The organism is Streptomyces sp. NPDC059008 (genome assembly GCF_042749045.1).
Lineage (GTDB): Bacteria > Actinomycetota > Actinomycetes > Streptomycetales > Streptomycetaceae > Streptomyces.
This window is the reverse complement of sequence record NZ_JBHYJC010000001.1, coordinates 552825-566920: the sequence shown is the minus strand read 5'-3', so window position 1 is coordinate 566920 and position 14096 is coordinate 552825. Positions and strand designations below refer to the sequence as shown.

Annotated in this window: 21 protein-coding genes and 1 tRNA gene; 15 read left to right on the top strand and 7 right to left on the bottom strand. The window is 71.2% G+C overall.

Translation table 11 applies throughout. The features are described from left to right. The first annotated feature begins 106 nt into the window (after positions 1–106). From ACFWZH_RS02675 to ACFWZH_RS02665, 3 genes are all read left to right on the top strand, one after another. On the top strand, positions 107–733 hold the full coding sequence (locus tag ACFWZH_RS02675) for a DUF4232 domain-containing protein (RefSeq protein ID WP_384424534.1): 627 nt from the start codon (positions 107–109) through the stop codon (positions 731–733). Between the two features lie 211 nt (positions 734–944). Next, positions 945–1241 carry a type II toxin-antitoxin system VapB family antitoxin gene (locus ACFWZH_RS02670; RefSeq protein WP_362912149.1) on the top strand — a complete coding sequence of 99 codons (297 nt, stop codon included), beginning with the start codon at positions 945–947 and terminating at the stop codon, positions 1239–1241. A gap of 135 nt (positions 1242–1376) precedes the next feature. Next, positions 1377–2024 carry a LytR C-terminal domain-containing protein gene (locus tag ACFWZH_RS02665; protein WP_384424532.1) on the top strand — a complete coding sequence of 216 codons (648 nt, stop codon included), beginning with the start codon at positions 1377–1379 and terminating at the stop codon, positions 2022–2024. 68 nt (positions 2025–2092) lie between these two features. On the opposite strand, the gene upp is transcribed toward ACFWZH_RS02665, so the two are convergent. Further along, entirely contained in the window at positions 2093–2728 is a 636-nt protein-coding gene (gene upp / locus ACFWZH_RS02660) for a uracil phosphoribosyltransferase (protein ID WP_384424530.1), read from the bottom strand. 177 nt (positions 2729–2905) lie between these two features. Between upp and ACFWZH_RS02655 the strand changes: the two genes are divergently transcribed. The 4 genes from ACFWZH_RS02655 (at position 2906) to ACFWZH_RS02640 (ending at position 4657) form a co-directional block, all read left to right on the top strand. Beyond that, positions 2906–3136 (top strand): hypothetical protein, encoded by a 231-nt coding sequence (locus ACFWZH_RS02655; protein ID WP_384424528.1) that lies wholly within the window; start codon positions 2906–2908, stop codon positions 3134–3136. Positions 3137–3347: 211 nt separating this feature from the next. After that, positions 3348–3866 (top strand): hypothetical protein, encoded by a 519-nt coding sequence (locus ACFWZH_RS02650; protein WP_384424526.1) that lies wholly within the window; start codon positions 3348–3350, stop codon positions 3864–3866. 23 nt (positions 3867–3889) lie between these two features. Beyond that, the gene (locus tag ACFWZH_RS02645; RefSeq protein WP_384424524.1) at positions 3890–4480 is read left to right on the top strand and encodes a nucleoside deaminase; all 591 of its coding nucleotides are present in this window, start codon (positions 3890–3892) and stop codon (positions 4478–4480) included. Between the two features lie 90 nt (positions 4481–4570). Further along, positions 4571–4657: transfer RNA gene (locus tag ACFWZH_RS02640), tRNA-Ser, on the top strand. 81 nt (positions 4658–4738) lie between these two features. On the opposite strand, the gene ACFWZH_RS02635 is transcribed toward ACFWZH_RS02640, so the two are convergent. Beyond that, positions 4739–5230 carry a hypothetical protein gene (locus tag ACFWZH_RS02635; RefSeq protein ID WP_384424522.1) on the bottom strand — a complete coding sequence of 164 codons (492 nt, stop codon included), beginning with the start codon at positions 5228–5230 and terminating at the stop codon, positions 4739–4741. Positions 5231–5630: 400 nt separating this feature from the next. Between ACFWZH_RS02635 and ACFWZH_RS02630 the strand changes: the two genes are divergently transcribed. The 6 genes from ACFWZH_RS02630 to ACFWZH_RS02605 all read left to right on the top strand — a co-directional run bounded on the left by ACFWZH_RS02630 (position 5631) and on the right by ACFWZH_RS02605 (position 9793). Beyond that, positions 5631–5795, top strand: a complete 165-nt coding sequence (locus ACFWZH_RS02630) for a hypothetical protein (protein WP_384424520.1) — start codon at positions 5631–5633, stop codon at positions 5793–5795. A 56-nt stretch (positions 5796–5851) separates the two neighbouring features. Next, complete coding sequence (locus tag ACFWZH_RS02625) at positions 5852–6145, top strand: Dabb family protein (RefSeq protein ID WP_384424518.1); 294 nt, start codon at positions 5852–5854, stop codon at positions 6143–6145. Between the two features lie 242 nt (positions 6146–6387). Continuing rightward, entirely contained in the window at positions 6388–7197 is an 810-nt protein-coding gene (locus ACFWZH_RS02620) for an RNA polymerase sigma factor SigF (protein WP_384424516.1), read from the top strand. Between the two features lie 190 nt (positions 7198–7387). After that, complete coding sequence (locus tag ACFWZH_RS02615; protein ID WP_006604265.1) at positions 7388–8224, top strand: RNA polymerase sigma factor SigF; 837 nt, start codon at positions 7388–7390, stop codon at positions 8222–8224. Positions 8225–8382: 158 nt separating this feature from the next. Beyond that, positions 8383–9138 carry a hypothetical protein gene (locus ACFWZH_RS02610; RefSeq protein WP_384424514.1) on the top strand — a complete coding sequence of 252 codons (756 nt, stop codon included), beginning with the start codon at positions 8383–8385 and terminating at the stop codon, positions 9136–9138. A gap of 181 nt (positions 9139–9319) precedes the next feature. Continuing rightward, positions 9320–9793 carry a VOC family protein gene (locus ACFWZH_RS02605; RefSeq protein WP_384424512.1) on the top strand — a complete coding sequence of 158 codons (474 nt, stop codon included), beginning with the start codon at positions 9320–9322 and terminating at the stop codon, positions 9791–9793. Positions 9794–9817: 24 nt separating this feature from the next. Here the strand turns inward: ACFWZH_RS02605 and ACFWZH_RS02600 are convergent, their stop codons facing one another. Both ACFWZH_RS02600 and ACFWZH_RS02595 read right to left on the bottom strand, forming a co-directional pair. After that, complete coding sequence (locus tag ACFWZH_RS02600; protein ID WP_384424510.1) at positions 9818–10654, bottom strand: class I SAM-dependent methyltransferase; 837 nt, start codon at positions 10652–10654, stop codon at positions 9818–9820. Between the two features lie 54 nt (positions 10655–10708). After that, positions 10709–11299, bottom strand: a complete 591-nt coding sequence (locus ACFWZH_RS02595; protein ID WP_384424508.1) for a TetR/AcrR family transcriptional regulator — start codon at positions 11297–11299, stop codon at positions 10709–10711. Between the two features lie 136 nt (positions 11300–11435). Between ACFWZH_RS02595 and ACFWZH_RS02590 the strand changes: the two genes are divergently transcribed. Beyond that, complete coding sequence (locus ACFWZH_RS02590) at positions 11436–11861, top strand: DUF1707 domain-containing protein (protein WP_384424507.1); 426 nt, start codon at positions 11436–11438, stop codon at positions 11859–11861. A gap of 320 nt (positions 11862–12181) precedes the next feature. On the opposite strand, the gene ACFWZH_RS02585 is transcribed toward ACFWZH_RS02590, so the two are convergent. The 3 genes from ACFWZH_RS02585 to ACFWZH_RS02575 all read right to left on the bottom strand — a co-directional run bounded on the left by ACFWZH_RS02585 (position 12182) and on the right by ACFWZH_RS02575 (position 13304). Beyond that, positions 12182–12400, bottom strand: coding sequence for a hypothetical protein (locus tag ACFWZH_RS02585; RefSeq protein ID WP_384424505.1), 219 nt, complete (start codon positions 12398–12400; stop codon positions 12182–12184). A 71-nt stretch (positions 12401–12471) separates the two neighbouring features. Beyond that, positions 12472–12696 carry a helix-turn-helix domain-containing protein gene (locus tag ACFWZH_RS02580; RefSeq protein WP_384424503.1) on the bottom strand — a complete coding sequence of 75 codons (225 nt, stop codon included), beginning with the start codon at positions 12694–12696 and terminating at the stop codon, positions 12472–12474. After that, a complete protein-coding gene (locus ACFWZH_RS02575; RefSeq protein WP_384424501.1) occupies positions 12696–13304 on the bottom strand; it encodes a DUF2975 domain-containing protein in 609 nt (202 codons plus the stop codon). The genes ACFWZH_RS02580 and ACFWZH_RS02575 overlap by 1 nt, the downstream gene beginning before the upstream one ends. A gap of 317 nt (positions 13305–13621) precedes the next feature. On the opposite strand from ACFWZH_RS02575, the gene ACFWZH_RS02570 reads away from it, so the two are divergent. Then, positions 13622–14095 carry a MarR family winged helix-turn-helix transcriptional regulator gene (locus tag ACFWZH_RS02570; protein WP_384424499.1) on the top strand — a complete coding sequence of 158 codons (474 nt, stop codon included), beginning with the start codon at positions 13622–13624 and terminating at the stop codon, positions 14093–14095. Position 14096 lies beyond the last annotated feature (1 nt).

Genomic DNA, 14096 nt, shown 5'->3' with positions numbered 1-14096 from the left:
GCCGTGGCACCCGCGCGCCCCCGGACAGGCGTTAGCGGCGCGTTAGCCGATCATCAGCGCCCGCACCGAAGGTCGTGTGCAGCCATCGTCCCGGGGGGAGTCCCCTATGCCGCCCATCACCGCCGTCACCGCCCGCCGGGCGTTCGCCGCGGGCCTGACCGCCACCGCCGCGCTGGCGCTGACCGCCGGCTGCCACGACGGCTACGGCACCCGGGCGGACGCGCCGGCCACCGCCGTGTCACCGGCCCCCGCCCCGCCCGCCCCACCGGACGGCGGTGACCGTCCCGGCCCCGGCGGGCGGGTCGCCTGCACGCCCGAGATGCTCCGCTTCCACGCGGGCGCGCTGCCCCACCCCGCCCACCGCATGCTGCTGACGGTCACCAACGACTCCGACCGGACCTGCGACTTCGCCGCCCAGGGCTACCCCCTGCTGCGCTTCGGCGACGACCGGCAGCCCGCGATCCCCGCGATCGAGGACAGCCGGCCACCGTCCGTGGTCGCCCTCGCGCCCCGCGCGACCGCGTACGCCACGATCACCACCTCGGCCGACGGCGGCCCGCACTACGGAAGGAGCCGGGGCGGCAGGAAGATCTCCCAGTTCGGGGTCGCGCTGACCGCCCGCGCCCACCCCACCCAGGTCGGCCTGGACGACCGCGCCCCGGTACCCGTCGACCCGCACACCGCCAAGGTCACGTACTGGCAGACGAGCCTGGCGGCGGCGCGGAAGTGGTGACGGCGGTGACGGCGTCCGAGGGAGGCGGCGGGCACCGGCGCGGAACGGGGCGCGCCCGGACGGGGCGGGGCGCGCCGTAGTCCGTTCGGGTCGCATCCGGCCATATCCCCCGGAGTGTCACCCGCCAATGATCCAAATTTGCCGCCAATGATCCTTTTGCACTGCTGCGGCATGGCTGCGCCCGGTGCCGCTCGCCCGGTAGGCTTTCCGTGTGATCTTCAAGCGCATCGGAAATGGGCGGCCGTACCCCGACCACGGCCGGGAGAGCACCCGCCAGTGGGCGGATGTCGCCCCGCGCCCGGTACGCCTCGACCAGTTGGTGACCACCAAGCAGCAGCTCGATCTCGAAACGCTGCTCGCCGAGGACTCCACGTTCTACGGCGACCTCTTCGCGCACGTCGTGAAGTGGGGCGGCGACCTCTACCTGGAGGACGGCCTGCACCGCGCGGTGCGCGCCGCGCTCCAGCAGCGCCAGGTGCTGCACGCCCGCGTCCTCGAACTGGACTGACGCCCCGGCCCGCGGGGGGCGTTTGCCCGGCGCCCCGGACCGCCCACCGCCCGAATTGATCCTTTTGGGTTGGGTCTTGCGCCACGCGTTGATCATTTAGTAGGCACGGACCGCCGTCCGCACTACGCTGCGCCCATGAGCATGCTGACGCCTCCAGGCATGGGCGGTAAGAAGTACCGCGTCACGGGCGACAGGTATCCGCGGATGCGCCGTCCCCGGCACCGTCGCCGGATCGTCCTCACCCTCGTCGCCACCGTCTGTGCCCTCGGTCTGATCGGCTGGGGCACGCTGCAGCTCATCGACGTCTTCGGCGGCAAGGGCGGCACCGCCCAGGCCTCCCCGGGCAAGAAGCACTGCCGGGACAGCGGCCGGGCGGACGGGGCGCAGGCCAGGACCGCGGCGCAGAAGCCGCCCGCGCCCGGCACCCTGACCGTCAACGTCTTCAACGCCACCCAGCGCTCCGGTCTCGCCAAGCGCACCGCCGACGAGCTCAAGAAGCGCGGCTTCAAGATCGGGAAGGTGGGCAACGCCCCGGCCGCCTACGACAAGAAGGTCAAGGGCGCCGGGATACTGCTCGGCCCCAGGGCGGCGGTCGACGGCCCGCTGAAGGTGCTGGCCACCCAGCTCGCCGGCGCCCAGCAGAAGACCGACGACCGCAAGAGCGCCGAACTCGACCTGATCCTCGGCGACGCCTTCAAGGACCTGGCCACCCAGCAGGCCGCCGCCAAGTCCCTGTCCGTGCTGACCCACCCCTCCCCCGCACCCGCCGAGGACACCTGCTGATCGCATGCGAACGGGCCCCGCACCGGTGGTGCGGGGCCCGACAGTGATCAGGGGGGAGAAGCGCTCGCTCAGCCGGCGGTGCCGTACATCCGGTCGCCCGCGTCGCCGAGGCCCGGCACGATGTAGCGGTCCTCGTTCAGCCGCTCGTCGACGGCCGCGGTGACCACCGTCACCGGCGTCCCGGCCAGCTCCTTCTCCATGACCGCGACGCCCTCCGGCGCGGCCAGCAGACAGATCGCCGTGACGTCGTCCGCACCGCGCTTGATCAGCTCACGGATCGCCGCGACCAGCGTGCCGCCGGTGGCCAGCATCGGGTCGACGACGTAGACCTGCCGCCCCGAGAGGTCGTCGGGCATCCGCGTGGCGTACGTGTGCGCCTCGTACGTCTCCTCGTTGCGCACCATGCCCATGAAGCCGACCTCGGCGGTGGGCAGCAGCCGGACCATGCCGTCGAGCATGCCCAGACCGGCCCGCAGGATCGGCACGACCATGGGGCGCGGATGCGACAGCCGCACGCCGGTGGTCGCCGTGACCGGGGTCTCGATGTCGACCTGCTCGGTGCGCACATCACGGGTGGCCTCGTAGGCGAGCAGGGTCACCAGCTCGTCGGCGAGCCGCCGGAAGGTGGGGGAGTCGGTGCGCTTGTCGCGCAGTGTGGTGAGTTTGTGCGCCACCAGCGGGTGGTCGACGACGTGGATCCGCATGACATCGACAGTAACCGAGCCGGCGGGCCCCGACGCCCGCCGTGCGGCGCCCGGCTGCCGGCCACGGTCGCCCGGCCCGGCTGGCATGACCGCACCGAAAGGAGGGAAAGTGGGCACGTACGCCCGATCGGCCGTCCCGTCATCGGGCGAAAGATCGCGCCCAAGGTGGTGTGCAGCGTGCCCGACCGCAAGCGGACCGACGACACGAACGACGCCCTCCATGGCGATCCGGGGCCGGCCTCCGGCACCGGGTCGGGCGATGACAGCGCGGCGGCGCGCCGACGACGCCGCGCGCAATTCCTCCGTGACCTGCACGAGGCCAAGGAGCTGCGCGACCGCGTCCAGCCGCGCCGGGTGCGGGCCGAGCGCATGCGCATGGCCATGCGGATGCGCACTTTCCGCTGGTAGCAAGGGTGGTTCCGCCGGTAGCGGAAATCCGTCGCGCACCGGCCCGCGCTGCGGCACGTGAGCGACATCTCGCACAACCTCCGCACGACGCAGCGTCGAAGACCCCGCGCGAACGCCATGTTTCTGCCACGATTCCGAAGGGGCGGGACCACCGGCGTGCAGCGCCGCCCCGCCCCGGCCCGGCACGCCTATGACCAGTGGGAGAGTCACGGTGTACTTCGCCGCACTGCTCGCGCGCACCGAAGACGGGTGGGAAGCGAGCGATACGGAGCTCGACGATGTGGAAACGCTGACCGATCTGGCCGATCTGGCCCGAGAGGCGGCGGTGGACGACGACACGGTGGTGGCGCTGGTCGAGCAGGAGGACGCCTGGTTCGGCGTCATCCGGCTGGACGGCGACGACGACCCCCGTGTCTTCATCTCGAACGCCGCCGTGGCGGCCCGCAGCTCGTACGGTGCGATGCTGACCGACGAGCTGCTCGGCCGCGACAAGGACGTCGAGGACGAACTCGCAAGCCTCGACCTGGACGGCACGGAGGACGGCGAACCCGAGACGCAGCAGGGCGAGGACGAGGCGGACACCCCCGTCCCGGCCGGCCCGCTCGGTGACGCCCGGCTCCTGGAGGACCTCGGCATCGGGGAGAAGGAACTGCTCACCCTCGACGGCGACGCCCTGGGCGCGATCGCCGAGGCCCTCGGCTGCACGGACATCCTGGAGGCCGTCCGGTAGCCCCGTCACCGACACTGGGGGGCATGAGCGCCCCCCAGTCCGATCCGCTGCACGGTTCCCCCTCCTCCCCCGCGCCCGACCCGCTGCGCGATCCCTGGATCGCGTCGATGCGGCAGGCGCTTGAGGAGGCCGCCCGCGCCCCCGGGACCGGTGACGTCCCGGTGGGCGCCGTCGTGCTGTCCGCGGACGGCCGGGTGCTGGGCACCGGCCACAACGAACGCGAGGCCACCGGCGACCCCACCGCGCACGCCGAGATCCTCGCCCTGCGGGCGGCCGCCCGCACCCTCCAGGAGGAAGCCGCGCGCACGGGGTCCTTCCCGGCGCGGTCCGCAAAGGACGCCGGTCCGGGCGGCGGGAGTCCGGCGGGCCGGTGGCGGCTGACCGGCTGCACCCTCGTCGTCACCCTCGAACCCTGCACGATGTGCGCCGGCGCCGTCGTCCTCTCCCGCGTCGACCGCGTCGTCTACGGCGCCCGCGACGCCAAGGCGGGCGCGGCCGGCTCCCTGTGGGACGTCGTGCGTGACCGGCGTCTCAACCACCGCCCGGAGGTCGTCACCGGCGTGCTCGAAGCCGAGTGCGCCGCTCAACTCACCGCGTTCTTCCGCGACCGCTGACCGGCGGCACGTGCCCGCGCGGAGGGTGCTCGGCCCGCTCCCCGGAATCCGATTTCAGCGCACGGCCACCCGTGGGCTAAGCTCTCTCTCGGTAGCGTGTCCGAGCGGCCGAAGGAGCGCGCCTCGAAAGCGCGTGAGGGGGCAACTCCTCCGTGGGTTCAAATCCCACCGCTACCGCTCGAACGAAGGCCCCGATCCCACAGGGATCGGGGCCTTCGTCATGTCCGGGCCCGCAGGGGCCCGCCGGGCCGCTGGGCCCTAGGCGTCGCGTCGCCGGCTCACCGCGCGACGGACGAAGCGGACGAGCAGCCAGATCACCAGGATCAGGACGATCAGGAAGACGACGAACAGCACGATCAGGAAGATGCCGAGCTTCTTGAAGAAACCCTTCTTCTTCTTGACCTTCGACTTCCACTTGCCCTTCTTGGACTTGAAGGCCGTCTTGTAGTGCGTGGCCTGGTGCACGCCGTGGTGCGCGCTGTGGTGGCCGTACGAGGCGGCCTGCGCGGGGGCGGCGCTGCCGGGCGCCTCGGCGGCGCGGATCACCGTGCTCGTGGCGGCCGCCGCCCGTGCGGACTCCCCCGCACCGCGGCCGGCTGCCGCCGCGGGTGCGACGGCCGCGGCCAGCAGGCCGATCAGCAGTGCCAGCACGACGGCGGGCCGCGTGGGATGCGACGGGCGGCGACGGGCCGGGGCGGGCAGACGGCCGGCCGGGTACGACGGATCGGGTTCGGGCCGTGCGGAGTTCATGGGCATTCTGGGTCCCCCCTCGGGTCAGGCGTCCCGCCATTATCGTCGGGGGAAGCGGAGTCGGGGGACGGCCGCTTCCCCCGACGAGGACCGAACCCCAAAGTCCACGCCGCGTCAGGGGGGGCGCACGGCGCGGACCCCGCAGTGAGGCCCTGGTCCGGGCCCGGGAATTCCTGCCAGATCCACTGGGCCACTCACTCATGGTGCTCCCCCGAAGCGTCTCAACAGGCCGACAAAGGGCCTCCTTTGGCGGGCCTTTGGTCCATAAAGTCCGGATCAGTACCCCGGTTCCACCGCCGTCGCGGCTGCCGCGCTCGAACACGTGTGGTTACACTCACCCGACTGCAACCGGGCACTGCCGGGACTGTCGTAGGGGACTGCCGTAGGGGAGACGGGACTGATGGCACAGGCGAAGAAGATCGCGATGTACCTGATCATCGTCTTCGTGCTGTACACGATCATCACGTCCCCACAACGGGCCGCCGACCTGGTCCAGATAGGCTTCGAGGGCATCTCGTCCGCCGCCCAGGGCGTCGGCGAGTTCATGACCCAGCTGATCAACTAGGGGTCCGCCGCCCCGACAGGCGGCCCCCGGTGATCGCCCGTCGTACGGAGGCCCCCGTGATCCGCCACCTGGTCCTGTTCAAGCTCAATGACGGTGTCGCCCGCGACGACGAGCGGGTGCGAGCCGGCGTCCACGCGTTCGAGGTCCTCAAGGACGAGATCCCGGAAGTGGAGTTCTGGGAGTGCGCCTGGAACATCACCGACCGTCCGATCGCCTACGACTACGCGATCAACGCGGCCGTGGCCGACGCGGACGCCCTCAAGCGCTACCTGGAGCACCCGGCCCACCAGGCAGCCGCCGCCCAGTGGCGCGAATTCGCCACCTGGGTGATCGCCGACTACGAATTCTGAGTCGCGCACTTCCCCGTACGCCGTACGCCGAGCCCCTCGCCCCACCGGGCGGGGGGCTTTGCCGTACCCCACCCCGGGTACGCCACCCGCCCGCCCCGCGCGCCTCCCCCAAGGCCCGCTCCGACCACCCAACTCTCTGTTCAACACGGTGTTATGAGGTCCTTGCACACCGTGCACCTGTCTTGTAATGCTATGACCGCTTTTGCCGGATTCATGCACTGTGAGCACCGTGAAAGGGTGGCGTGACCGTGACGGCCCGTACTGCGCCCAAGGCTCCATCCCGCGAGAGCCGTAGCGCGGACACGCGGGCGCTCACACAAGTGCTCTTCGCCGAACTGGCGGACCTGGAGCCCGGCACCCCCGAGCACACCCGCGTCCGTGCCGCGCTGATCGAGGCCAACCTGCCGCTGGTCCGCTACGCCGCGGCGCGCTTCCGCAGCCGCAACGAGCCGATGGAGGACGTCATCCAGGTCGGCACGATCGGTCTGATCAATGCGATCGACCGGTTCGATCCGGACCGGGGTGTGCAGTTCCCGACCTTCGCGATGCCCACCGTCGTCGGCGAGATCAAACGCTACTTTCGAGACAATGTCCGTACGGTCCATGTACCGCGCCGCCTCCACGAGCTGTGGGTGCAGGTCAACGGCGCCACCGAGGATCTGACGGTGCTGCACGGGCGTTCCCCCACCACCGCCGAGATCGCCGAGCGGCTGAAGATCGGCGAGGACGAGGTGCTGGCCTGCCTGCGGGCCGGGCGGTCGTACCACGCCACGTCACTGGAGGCCGCACAGGAGGGCGACGGCCTCCCCGGCCTGCTGGACCGCCTCGGCTACGAGGACCCCGAACTGGCCGGCGTCGAGCACCGCGACCTCGTACGACACCTCCTCGTCCAGCTCCCCGAACGCGAGCAACGGATCCTTCTGCTGCGTTACTACAGCAATCTGACGCAGTCACAGATCAGTGCCGAACTGGGGGTGTCGCAGATGCATGTGTCGCGGCTACTGTCGCGGAGCTTCGCCCGCCTGCGATCCGCAAACAGGATCGACACATAACCGGGACGGACGACCCGTTCCTGCGCAGATATGTCGACATGGCGCTACAGCGTGTTGCCGACATGTGACATTCTGCAGGAACCGCGTTTGCCGTAGCGCTGCCTCCGGTATTCAGGTGGAGGTATCACTCCTCGGTCCGCCCCGGGCCGGGGACGCCGCAGCGACCCGTCCGCGACCTCAAGGGGGTGGCATGTCCGTAGAACTGGGCAGCTCGAAGGTGCTCTCCGCGATTCCCGCGCCTGCACCGCACGTGCACGACGACGACGCCATCAACACCCGCACGCTCTCCCGCTCCCTGTTCCTGCGGCTGGCCTCGCTCGACAAGGACTGCGCGGAGCGTACGTACGTACGTGACACGCTCATCGAGCTCAACCTCCCGCTCGTGCGCTACGCGGCGGCCCGCTTCCGCAGCCGCAACGAGCCGATGGAGGACATCGTCCAGGTCGGCACGATCGGCCTGATCAAGGCGATCGACCGTTTCGACTGCGAACGCGGGGTGGAATTCCCGACGTTCGCGATGCCGACCGTCGTCGGCGAGATCAAGCGCTTCTTCCGCGACACGTCATGGTCGGTGCGGGTCCCGCGCCGGCTCCAGGAGCTCCGACTCGCCCTCACCAAGGCCAGCGACGAGCTCTCGCAGAAGCTGGACCGCTCCCCGACGGTTCCCGAACTCGCCCTGTGCCTGGGGGTGTCGGAGGAGGACGTGGTCGACGGCCTGGCCGTCGGCAACGCCTACACCGCCTCCTCGCTCGACTCCCCGTCGCCCGAGGACGACGGCGGCGAGGGCTCCCTGGCGGACCGCCTGGGCTACGAGGACAGCGCCCTGGAGGGCGTGGAGTACCGCGAGTCCCTCAAGCCCCTGCTGGCCAAACTCCCGGCCCGTGAGCGCCAGATCATCATGTTGCGCTTCTTCGCCAACATGACGCAGTCCCAGATCGGCGAGGAGGTCGGCATCTCCCAGATGCACGTCTCCCGTCTGCTCACCCGCACCCTGGCGCAGCTGCGCGAGGGCCTGATCTCCGACTGAGGAACGGTCCGCCGGGGGGCAGCCGTCAGATGCTCCGCGCCGCTCGGCGGACAGTTGCAGGACTTTCGCAGACAGTTGCGGGACCTTCGCAGGGCGACCCGTAGAGCTGACGCATCCTCGACCTATACAGCTGACGCATCGTCAGCAACACTGTCCCGATGCGACGGACGACAACGACCTACGCCTCCGCCTCGGCGGCCGTGCTGTGTCTGGGTGTCCTGCTCACCGGCTGCGCAGGCGCGGCCGAAGAGGGCTATGTCGCGGTGGGCGCGGCAGGCCCCGCCGACGGGCGCGCGCCGGTCAGGCCCGTACCTCCGCGAGACGGCGTGGTACTGACCCCGCTGGACGGCCATGAGGCCCCGAGAGCCCGGGGAACCCGTAGCGGCGACAGCGACCGCGGCAGCGGCGACGCCGCGCGCTCCGGCCGACCGGCTCCCACCCCCGGCAGCTCCCCCGGCCCCTCCGGTTCCGCCGCACCGCCTCCCGGCTCCGGTACGGACGGCCAGGACCCGCCCAACTCGCCCTCCCCATCGGGTACATCCACCCCACCGCACGGCTCTCCCGCGCCCAAGCCGCCCTCGCCCACCGTCCCCGCCGGCCCGGACGCCCCCGCCGGTCTCCTCGTCGGCAAGCCGGACCTCGCCGACACCGACGTCCGCTGGTGCGAGAAGGTGCGTATCGACTTCCTCAACACCGGTGGCCGCCCCGTCACCTCCGGCACGGTCACCTTCGGCGCCCATGTCATCGGTGCGCTCGGCATCGACTGGGCAACGATCACCTCCAGTCACCGGCTCCCGCTGCCGCTCGCCCCCGGCGAGCGCAGGACCGGCAGCTGGCGGGTGTGCGTCGACGCCTGGCGGGTGCCGGCGGGCATGCACCTCGACACCAAGGACGTGGCCTTCGTCTGGAAGTGACCGCGAGCGTCCCGGTGGGGGCCGGTGGGAACTGGTGGGGGCCGGTGCGGAGCGGCGTGCCGCACCGGCCGGTCACACCCGTTCGGCGAACACCGATGACTTCCGCGCGCCGTCACGGTCAATACACACAGTGGCCCGTCCCGACACGGGGCCGGCCCGCGGACGACGCCAGGAGAGCGCCATGCCCAAGATCACGCCCAGCCTCTGGTTCGACACCCAGGGCAAGGAGGCCGCCGAGTTCTACTGCTCGGTGTTCCCGAACTCGACGATCAAGAACGTCACCTACTACAACGAGGCGGGCCCGCGCCCGGCCGGCACCGTACTGACCGTGGAGTTCGCCCTCGACGGCCAGGAGTACGTCGCCATCAACGGCGGCCCGGAGTTCACCTTCACCGAGGCGATCTCGCTGCTGGTCAACTGCGCCGACCAGGACGAGATCGACTACTACTGGGCCAAGCTCTCCGAGGGCGGCGAGGAGGGCCCCTGCGGCTGGCTGAAGGACAGGTACGGCCTGTCCTGGCAGGTCGCACCCGGCGGTATGGCGGAGATGCTCAACGACCCGGACCAGGAGCGCGCGGCCCGCGCCATGAAGGCCATGCTCGGCATGAAGAAGATCGACATCGCGGCGCTGCAGGCGGCGGCGGACGCGGCCTAGTGGGTGTCTGCCGGGAGCTCCGGGTCAGCCGAGGCCCGGGACTCCCGGCCCCGTGCCGGCGCTGAGCGGGGGCTTCCAGCCCCAGGCGGTGATCATCCCGGGGGCGAGCGCGGCGGACTCCGTGGACGACAGATCGCGCAGGGCCTGGTCGATCTGCGCGTCGTCCACCCGCCCCGTCGCCAGCATGGCCGCCCGCGACCGCTCCCAGGTGTCGGCCCAGAAGCGGCTGACCGGGCTGCCGGGGACCAGCGGGGGGACGTGGATCTCGGCGGCCACGGGCCGCAGGCCCTCCTCCCGCAGGAGCCGGGGGTAGTCCGGCACCCAGGAGATGTCCGTACCGATGGTCTCCCGCAACCCCTGCCACATCGCCCGCATCACGGCGGTGTACGGGGAGGCCGGCGCGTCGGCGGTGGTCAGGTCGACGGCGTCGCTGAGCACCAGCACACCACCGGGGGCGAGCAGTGAACCGAGCACCGAGATCAGGCGGCGCCAGGACCGCAGATGCATCAGCACGAAGCGGGCGTGCACGAGGTGGAACCGGCCCGGGTCGAAGCCCGGCGCCGTGATGTCGGCGGTCTGCGCCACCAGTCCCGGGGTGTGGTCCCCGGCGAGGAACCGGGTGTCACGGTCCACGGCGAGGACGGACGTGACCCCCGCCGACTCCAGCAGCCACCGCGCGAGGGTGCCGGTCCCCGCGCCCACGTCCAGGCAGTGCCAGCCGGGGCCGACGCCCAGCGCCGTCAGCCGCGCGGCGCTCACCTCGTCATAGGCGAGCGCTCCCAGATCGATCCGCTCGGCCTCGCCGCTCTCTCCCGGACGGAACACCTCTTCGCCGTAGCGCCCGGGGTCCGTACGCCGCACCTTGCCAGTATGAGCCCGCTTGCCGCGGCTACGTCGACTTGCGACGTGGCCAATTCAGCACGACGCAAGCAGCGCGTCCAGGGCACGGTCGAGGGCGCGCAACAGCGCTTCCCGGTCGTCGGGCGCGTACAGCAGCCGTAGTGCCAGCCCGTCGCAGAGCGCGATCACGCCATCGGCGAGAGCCAGGCAGTCGGCGGCCGGGGCCGGGCCGCTGCCGTGGCCGACGGATGCCAGCCAGTCGGCGAGGAGAGTGCGGACGTCCTGGTCGACCTGCCGGCGGATCGCACCGAGTCCGGGATGGTGGGCCGCGCGGGCGGCGAAGGCCAGCTGCGCGGCGGCCTCGGCCCGGCGTTCCGCGTCCACGGGGAGGGCGGCGAGGACGAGTGCGCGCAGCGCCTCGCGCGGCGGGAGGCCGAAGTCGACGGCGGCCATCCGTTCCTCGATGCGTTCGCCGACCAGTTCTGCGGCGAAGGTCAGCATCTCGTCCTTGGTGCGGAAGTACTTCTGGACGGCTCCCGGGGACCGGCCGCTCGCGGCGGCCACCGTGCGCACGCTGACCTCGTCCAGCCCCTGCTCGGAGGCGAGGCGCAGCACGGCGGCGCCGATCTGTCGCCGCTGTTCGTCGCGGTCCACGGTCTTGGGCACGCTGCGCGGCTCCTCGCTTCGCATTTCCGTCCGGGTGCTTCCGCCGTCAGGATACGCTCGTATTCTTTTTGAGATACGGTCGTATCTCAAAGATCGGTCGGCCGTACGGAAACCGGCCGAGGCGAAAGGGGACACGGTGAACGATCGTCTTGATCCCGCCATCCGGATCGCGGACCGCGAGCGTGACGGGGCGCTGGAACTGCTGGCCGCCGCGCTCACCGAGGGGCGGCTGGACGCGCAGGAGCACGCACGGCGTTCGCGGCTGGCGCTCCAGGCGCATACCGGTGCAGAACTCGCCGCGCTGACGGCGGACCTGCCCGCACCCGAGCCGTCCGCACGGGAACGGGACCGCAAGGACCTGCGCGAATGGCTGGAGGAGTGGCGCTACTGGCTCGGTGGCGCGGTGATCATGTCAGCGATCTGGGGCGCGAACTGCGTCCGCAAGCACGAACTGACCTCGTACTGGCCCTTGCTGCCGCTGGGCGTCTGGGCGGCCGTGCTGGTCGCCATCGCGGTGTGGCCGCGCGGCGAGGGAGAGGACGGAGAGAAGGGTGGCTCGTAGCAGCCCCCACCACCCGCCAGTTGAAGAGGCTCGCCCCCCTTGGCGCCGGGAGTCGCCGGAGCTGCGACCCTGGGCGGGGCAGGACGGGCAGCGGTGCTCGCTCTCGTCACCGAGTTGCTCGGCGGAGGAGCGACCGTGTCCGCCGGTGAACTCCGCTCCTGTGTCCACAGGTTGTGTGAAGCGCTGCGGGACGCACGACGGGGCGCCGAGAGCAGGGGCGGTCGCCTCGCGTAGCGGGCAGGCGTGCGAGACCAAGAATCAGGGGCCCGGCATGGCAGTGCCGGGCCCCGTACGCGTGAAGACGGCTGGGTCAGGACTCGTTACGACAGCGCCAGCCAGGCCGCGCCCGCGACGACCAGAACGGCGACGATCACGCCGAGGATGACGCCTACTCGGGGGCCTGCCGACTGCTGGGGGGCCGGGGCGCGGCGGCCGCCGGCCTGGGGGGTGCCGCCCTCGTCCACGAAGGCCCGGAACATCTGCGTGCTGCCCGCCGGGTCGTAGTTGCCCTCGGCCTGGTTCTGCGGGTTGGTCGCCATGGGGAAGGACCCTAGCGAACCGGTGTCGCGGGGGCACCCCTGGGGCGCGTACGAAGCGGCCGAGCGCCATCTCACCGCGCGGCGAAGGTGAGCAGGTCTCCGGGCTGGCAGTCCAGTTCGCGGCAGATGGCACTGAGTGTGCTGAAGCGGATCGCTTTGGCCCGGTCGTTCTTCAGGATGGAGAGGTTGGCGACGGTCACACCGACCCGTGCGGCCAGTTCGGCCAGGGTCATCCCGCGTTCGTCCAGCAGGCGGTCAAGGTGGCAGTCGATCTGGTGCGCCTCCTCCGGCGGCATCAGACCAGCCCTTCGGTGTCGGCGCGCAGGCGGGTGCCGTTGCGGAACGCTCCGGCCGCGGCGCCGACGAGGACCGCCAGGAACACGGGCTCGACCGCATAGTCCTTGGCGGGTGAGACCGCCTGTGCCATGACTTCTCCGCGGACCAGGAGGTTCGTGGTCATCATGTCCAGCAACGGTACGACAGTGCCCATCAGGACCAGGGCGACGGCGACGGCGGTCAGGCGCCGGGTGTTCTCGGGCACGAAGAAGTCGCCGGCCCGGAACGTACGGGCCATGTGCAGCAGCACCATCAGGATCACGACGACCAGCAGGCCGCCCGCGATGTCCGGGAGGGCCAGGAGCACGCGCTGCCCGAGGCCGGGGGCGTGGAAGGTCAGCTCGGCGCGGTCGGTGCCGTGCAGTGTCACGGGTCCGGACGCGGTGGCGCCGGACAGGCGCGCGGCGGCGTCGACCCGCACCTCGCGGGAGGCCACGGGCGGCAGTGGGCCGGTCACCCCCAGGATCGGAATGAGGACCTTGAAGAGCCCCACCAGCAGCAGTGCCAGTCCCAGGACCAGCTCCAGCACGTGGTCCATCGCCCGCGTCCACCAGGACGTGTCGTTCATGTTCCTGTTCCCCCTCCGGGACCATATCGTTTTTCGATGTTATCGATAATCGATACGGTCCCGTCAAGCGGGCGGCGGGAGTCGTGAGGCGCGCCACAGGTTGACCGAAAACCGCAGGGCGGGCGCCCCCTGCTCGACCTGCGGCTTTATGTGCGCCATGGGTAGCCGTTGACCAATGCCCGGTCCAGGCTTTTCGCCCCCTTTAAGCGCGGGGGCGTCGAATCGTTTGCCTTCAGCAACCAACATTGCGTACAGTCGCATGGTTGCCTCAAGCAACAAAGATGTGCGAGAAGTCCGACGGACGCGTGGAGGAGCCGATGGCCGCTCAGAGTCAGTACGAGGAGCTGGCCAGGCAACTCAGCGCCATCGGCGCCGTCAAGCGCGAGATGGGGCGGATGCTGCCCCAGGACTGCCCGCCCGCCTCGGCCGGCGTCCTCACCCTCCTCGACCGGCACGGCGAGATGCGGATGAGCCAGCTCGCCGAGCTGCTCGCCATCGACATGTCGGTGACCAGCCGGCACGTCGCGCACGTCTGCGAGCGCGGCTGGGTCGAGCGCAAGCCCGACCCGGCGGACAAGCGCTCGCGGCTGCTGCGCCCGTCCCCGAGCGGGCGGGCGCTCCTGGAGGAGCTCGCCGAGCGCTACACGGCAGCACTCGCCCGGTACTTGGGTGACTGGACCGACACCGACGTCGGGCACCTCATCGAACTGCTCGCCAGGCTCCGCACGAGCTTCGGCGACTGCCGCACCCGGGCCCCTCACGACTTCACCACCCGTACACCCGCAGGATGAA

Bases quoted from the DNA above. Each gene is read 5' to 3' on its own strand.
- ACFWZH_RS02675 (WP_384424534.1), top strand. From the start codon at position 107: ATGCCGCCCATCACCGCCGTCACCGCCCGCCGGGCGTTCGCCGCGGGC.
- ACFWZH_RS02665 (WP_384424532.1), top strand. From the start codon at position 1,377: ATGAGCATGCTGACGCCTCCAGGCATGGGCGGTAAGAAGTACCGCGTC.
- upp (WP_384424530.1), bottom strand. From the start codon at position 2,728: ATGCGGATCCACGTCGTCGACCACCCGCTGGTGGCGCACAAACTCACC.
- ACFWZH_RS02645 (WP_384424524.1), top strand. From the start codon at position 3,890: ATGAGCGCCCCCCAGTCCGATCCGCTGCACGGTTCCCCCTCCTCCCCC.
- ACFWZH_RS02635 (WP_384424522.1), bottom strand. From the start codon at position 5,230: ATGAACTCCGCACGGCCCGAACCCGATCCGTCGTACCCGGCCGGCCGT.
- ACFWZH_RS02630 (WP_384424520.1), top strand. From the start codon at position 5,631: ATGGCACAGGCGAAGAAGATCGCGATGTACCTGATCATCGTCTTCGTG.
- ACFWZH_RS02615 (WP_006604265.1), top strand. From the start codon at position 7,388: ATGTCCGTAGAACTGGGCAGCTCGAAGGTGCTCTCCGCGATTCCCGCG.
- ACFWZH_RS02610 (WP_384424514.1), top strand. From the start codon at position 8,383: ATGCGACGGACGACAACGACCTACGCCTCCGCCTCGGCGGCCGTGCTG.
- ACFWZH_RS02605 (WP_384424512.1), top strand. From the start codon at position 9,320: ATGCCCAAGATCACGCCCAGCCTCTGGTTCGACACCCAGGGCAAGGAG.
- ACFWZH_RS02585 (WP_384424505.1), bottom strand. From the start codon at position 12,400: ATGGCGACCAACCCGCAGAACCAGGCCGAGGGCAACTACGACCCGGCG.
- ACFWZH_RS02580 (WP_384424503.1), bottom strand. From the start codon at position 12,696: ATGCCGCCGGAGGAGGCGCACCAGATCGACTGCCACCTTGACCGCCTG.
- ACFWZH_RS02575 (WP_384424501.1), bottom strand. From the start codon at position 13,304: ATGAACGACACGTCCTGGTGGACGCGGGCGATGGACCACGTGCTGGAG.
- ACFWZH_RS02570 (WP_384424499.1), top strand. From the start codon at position 13,622: ATGGCCGCTCAGAGTCAGTACGAGGAGCTGGCCAGGCAACTCAGCGCC.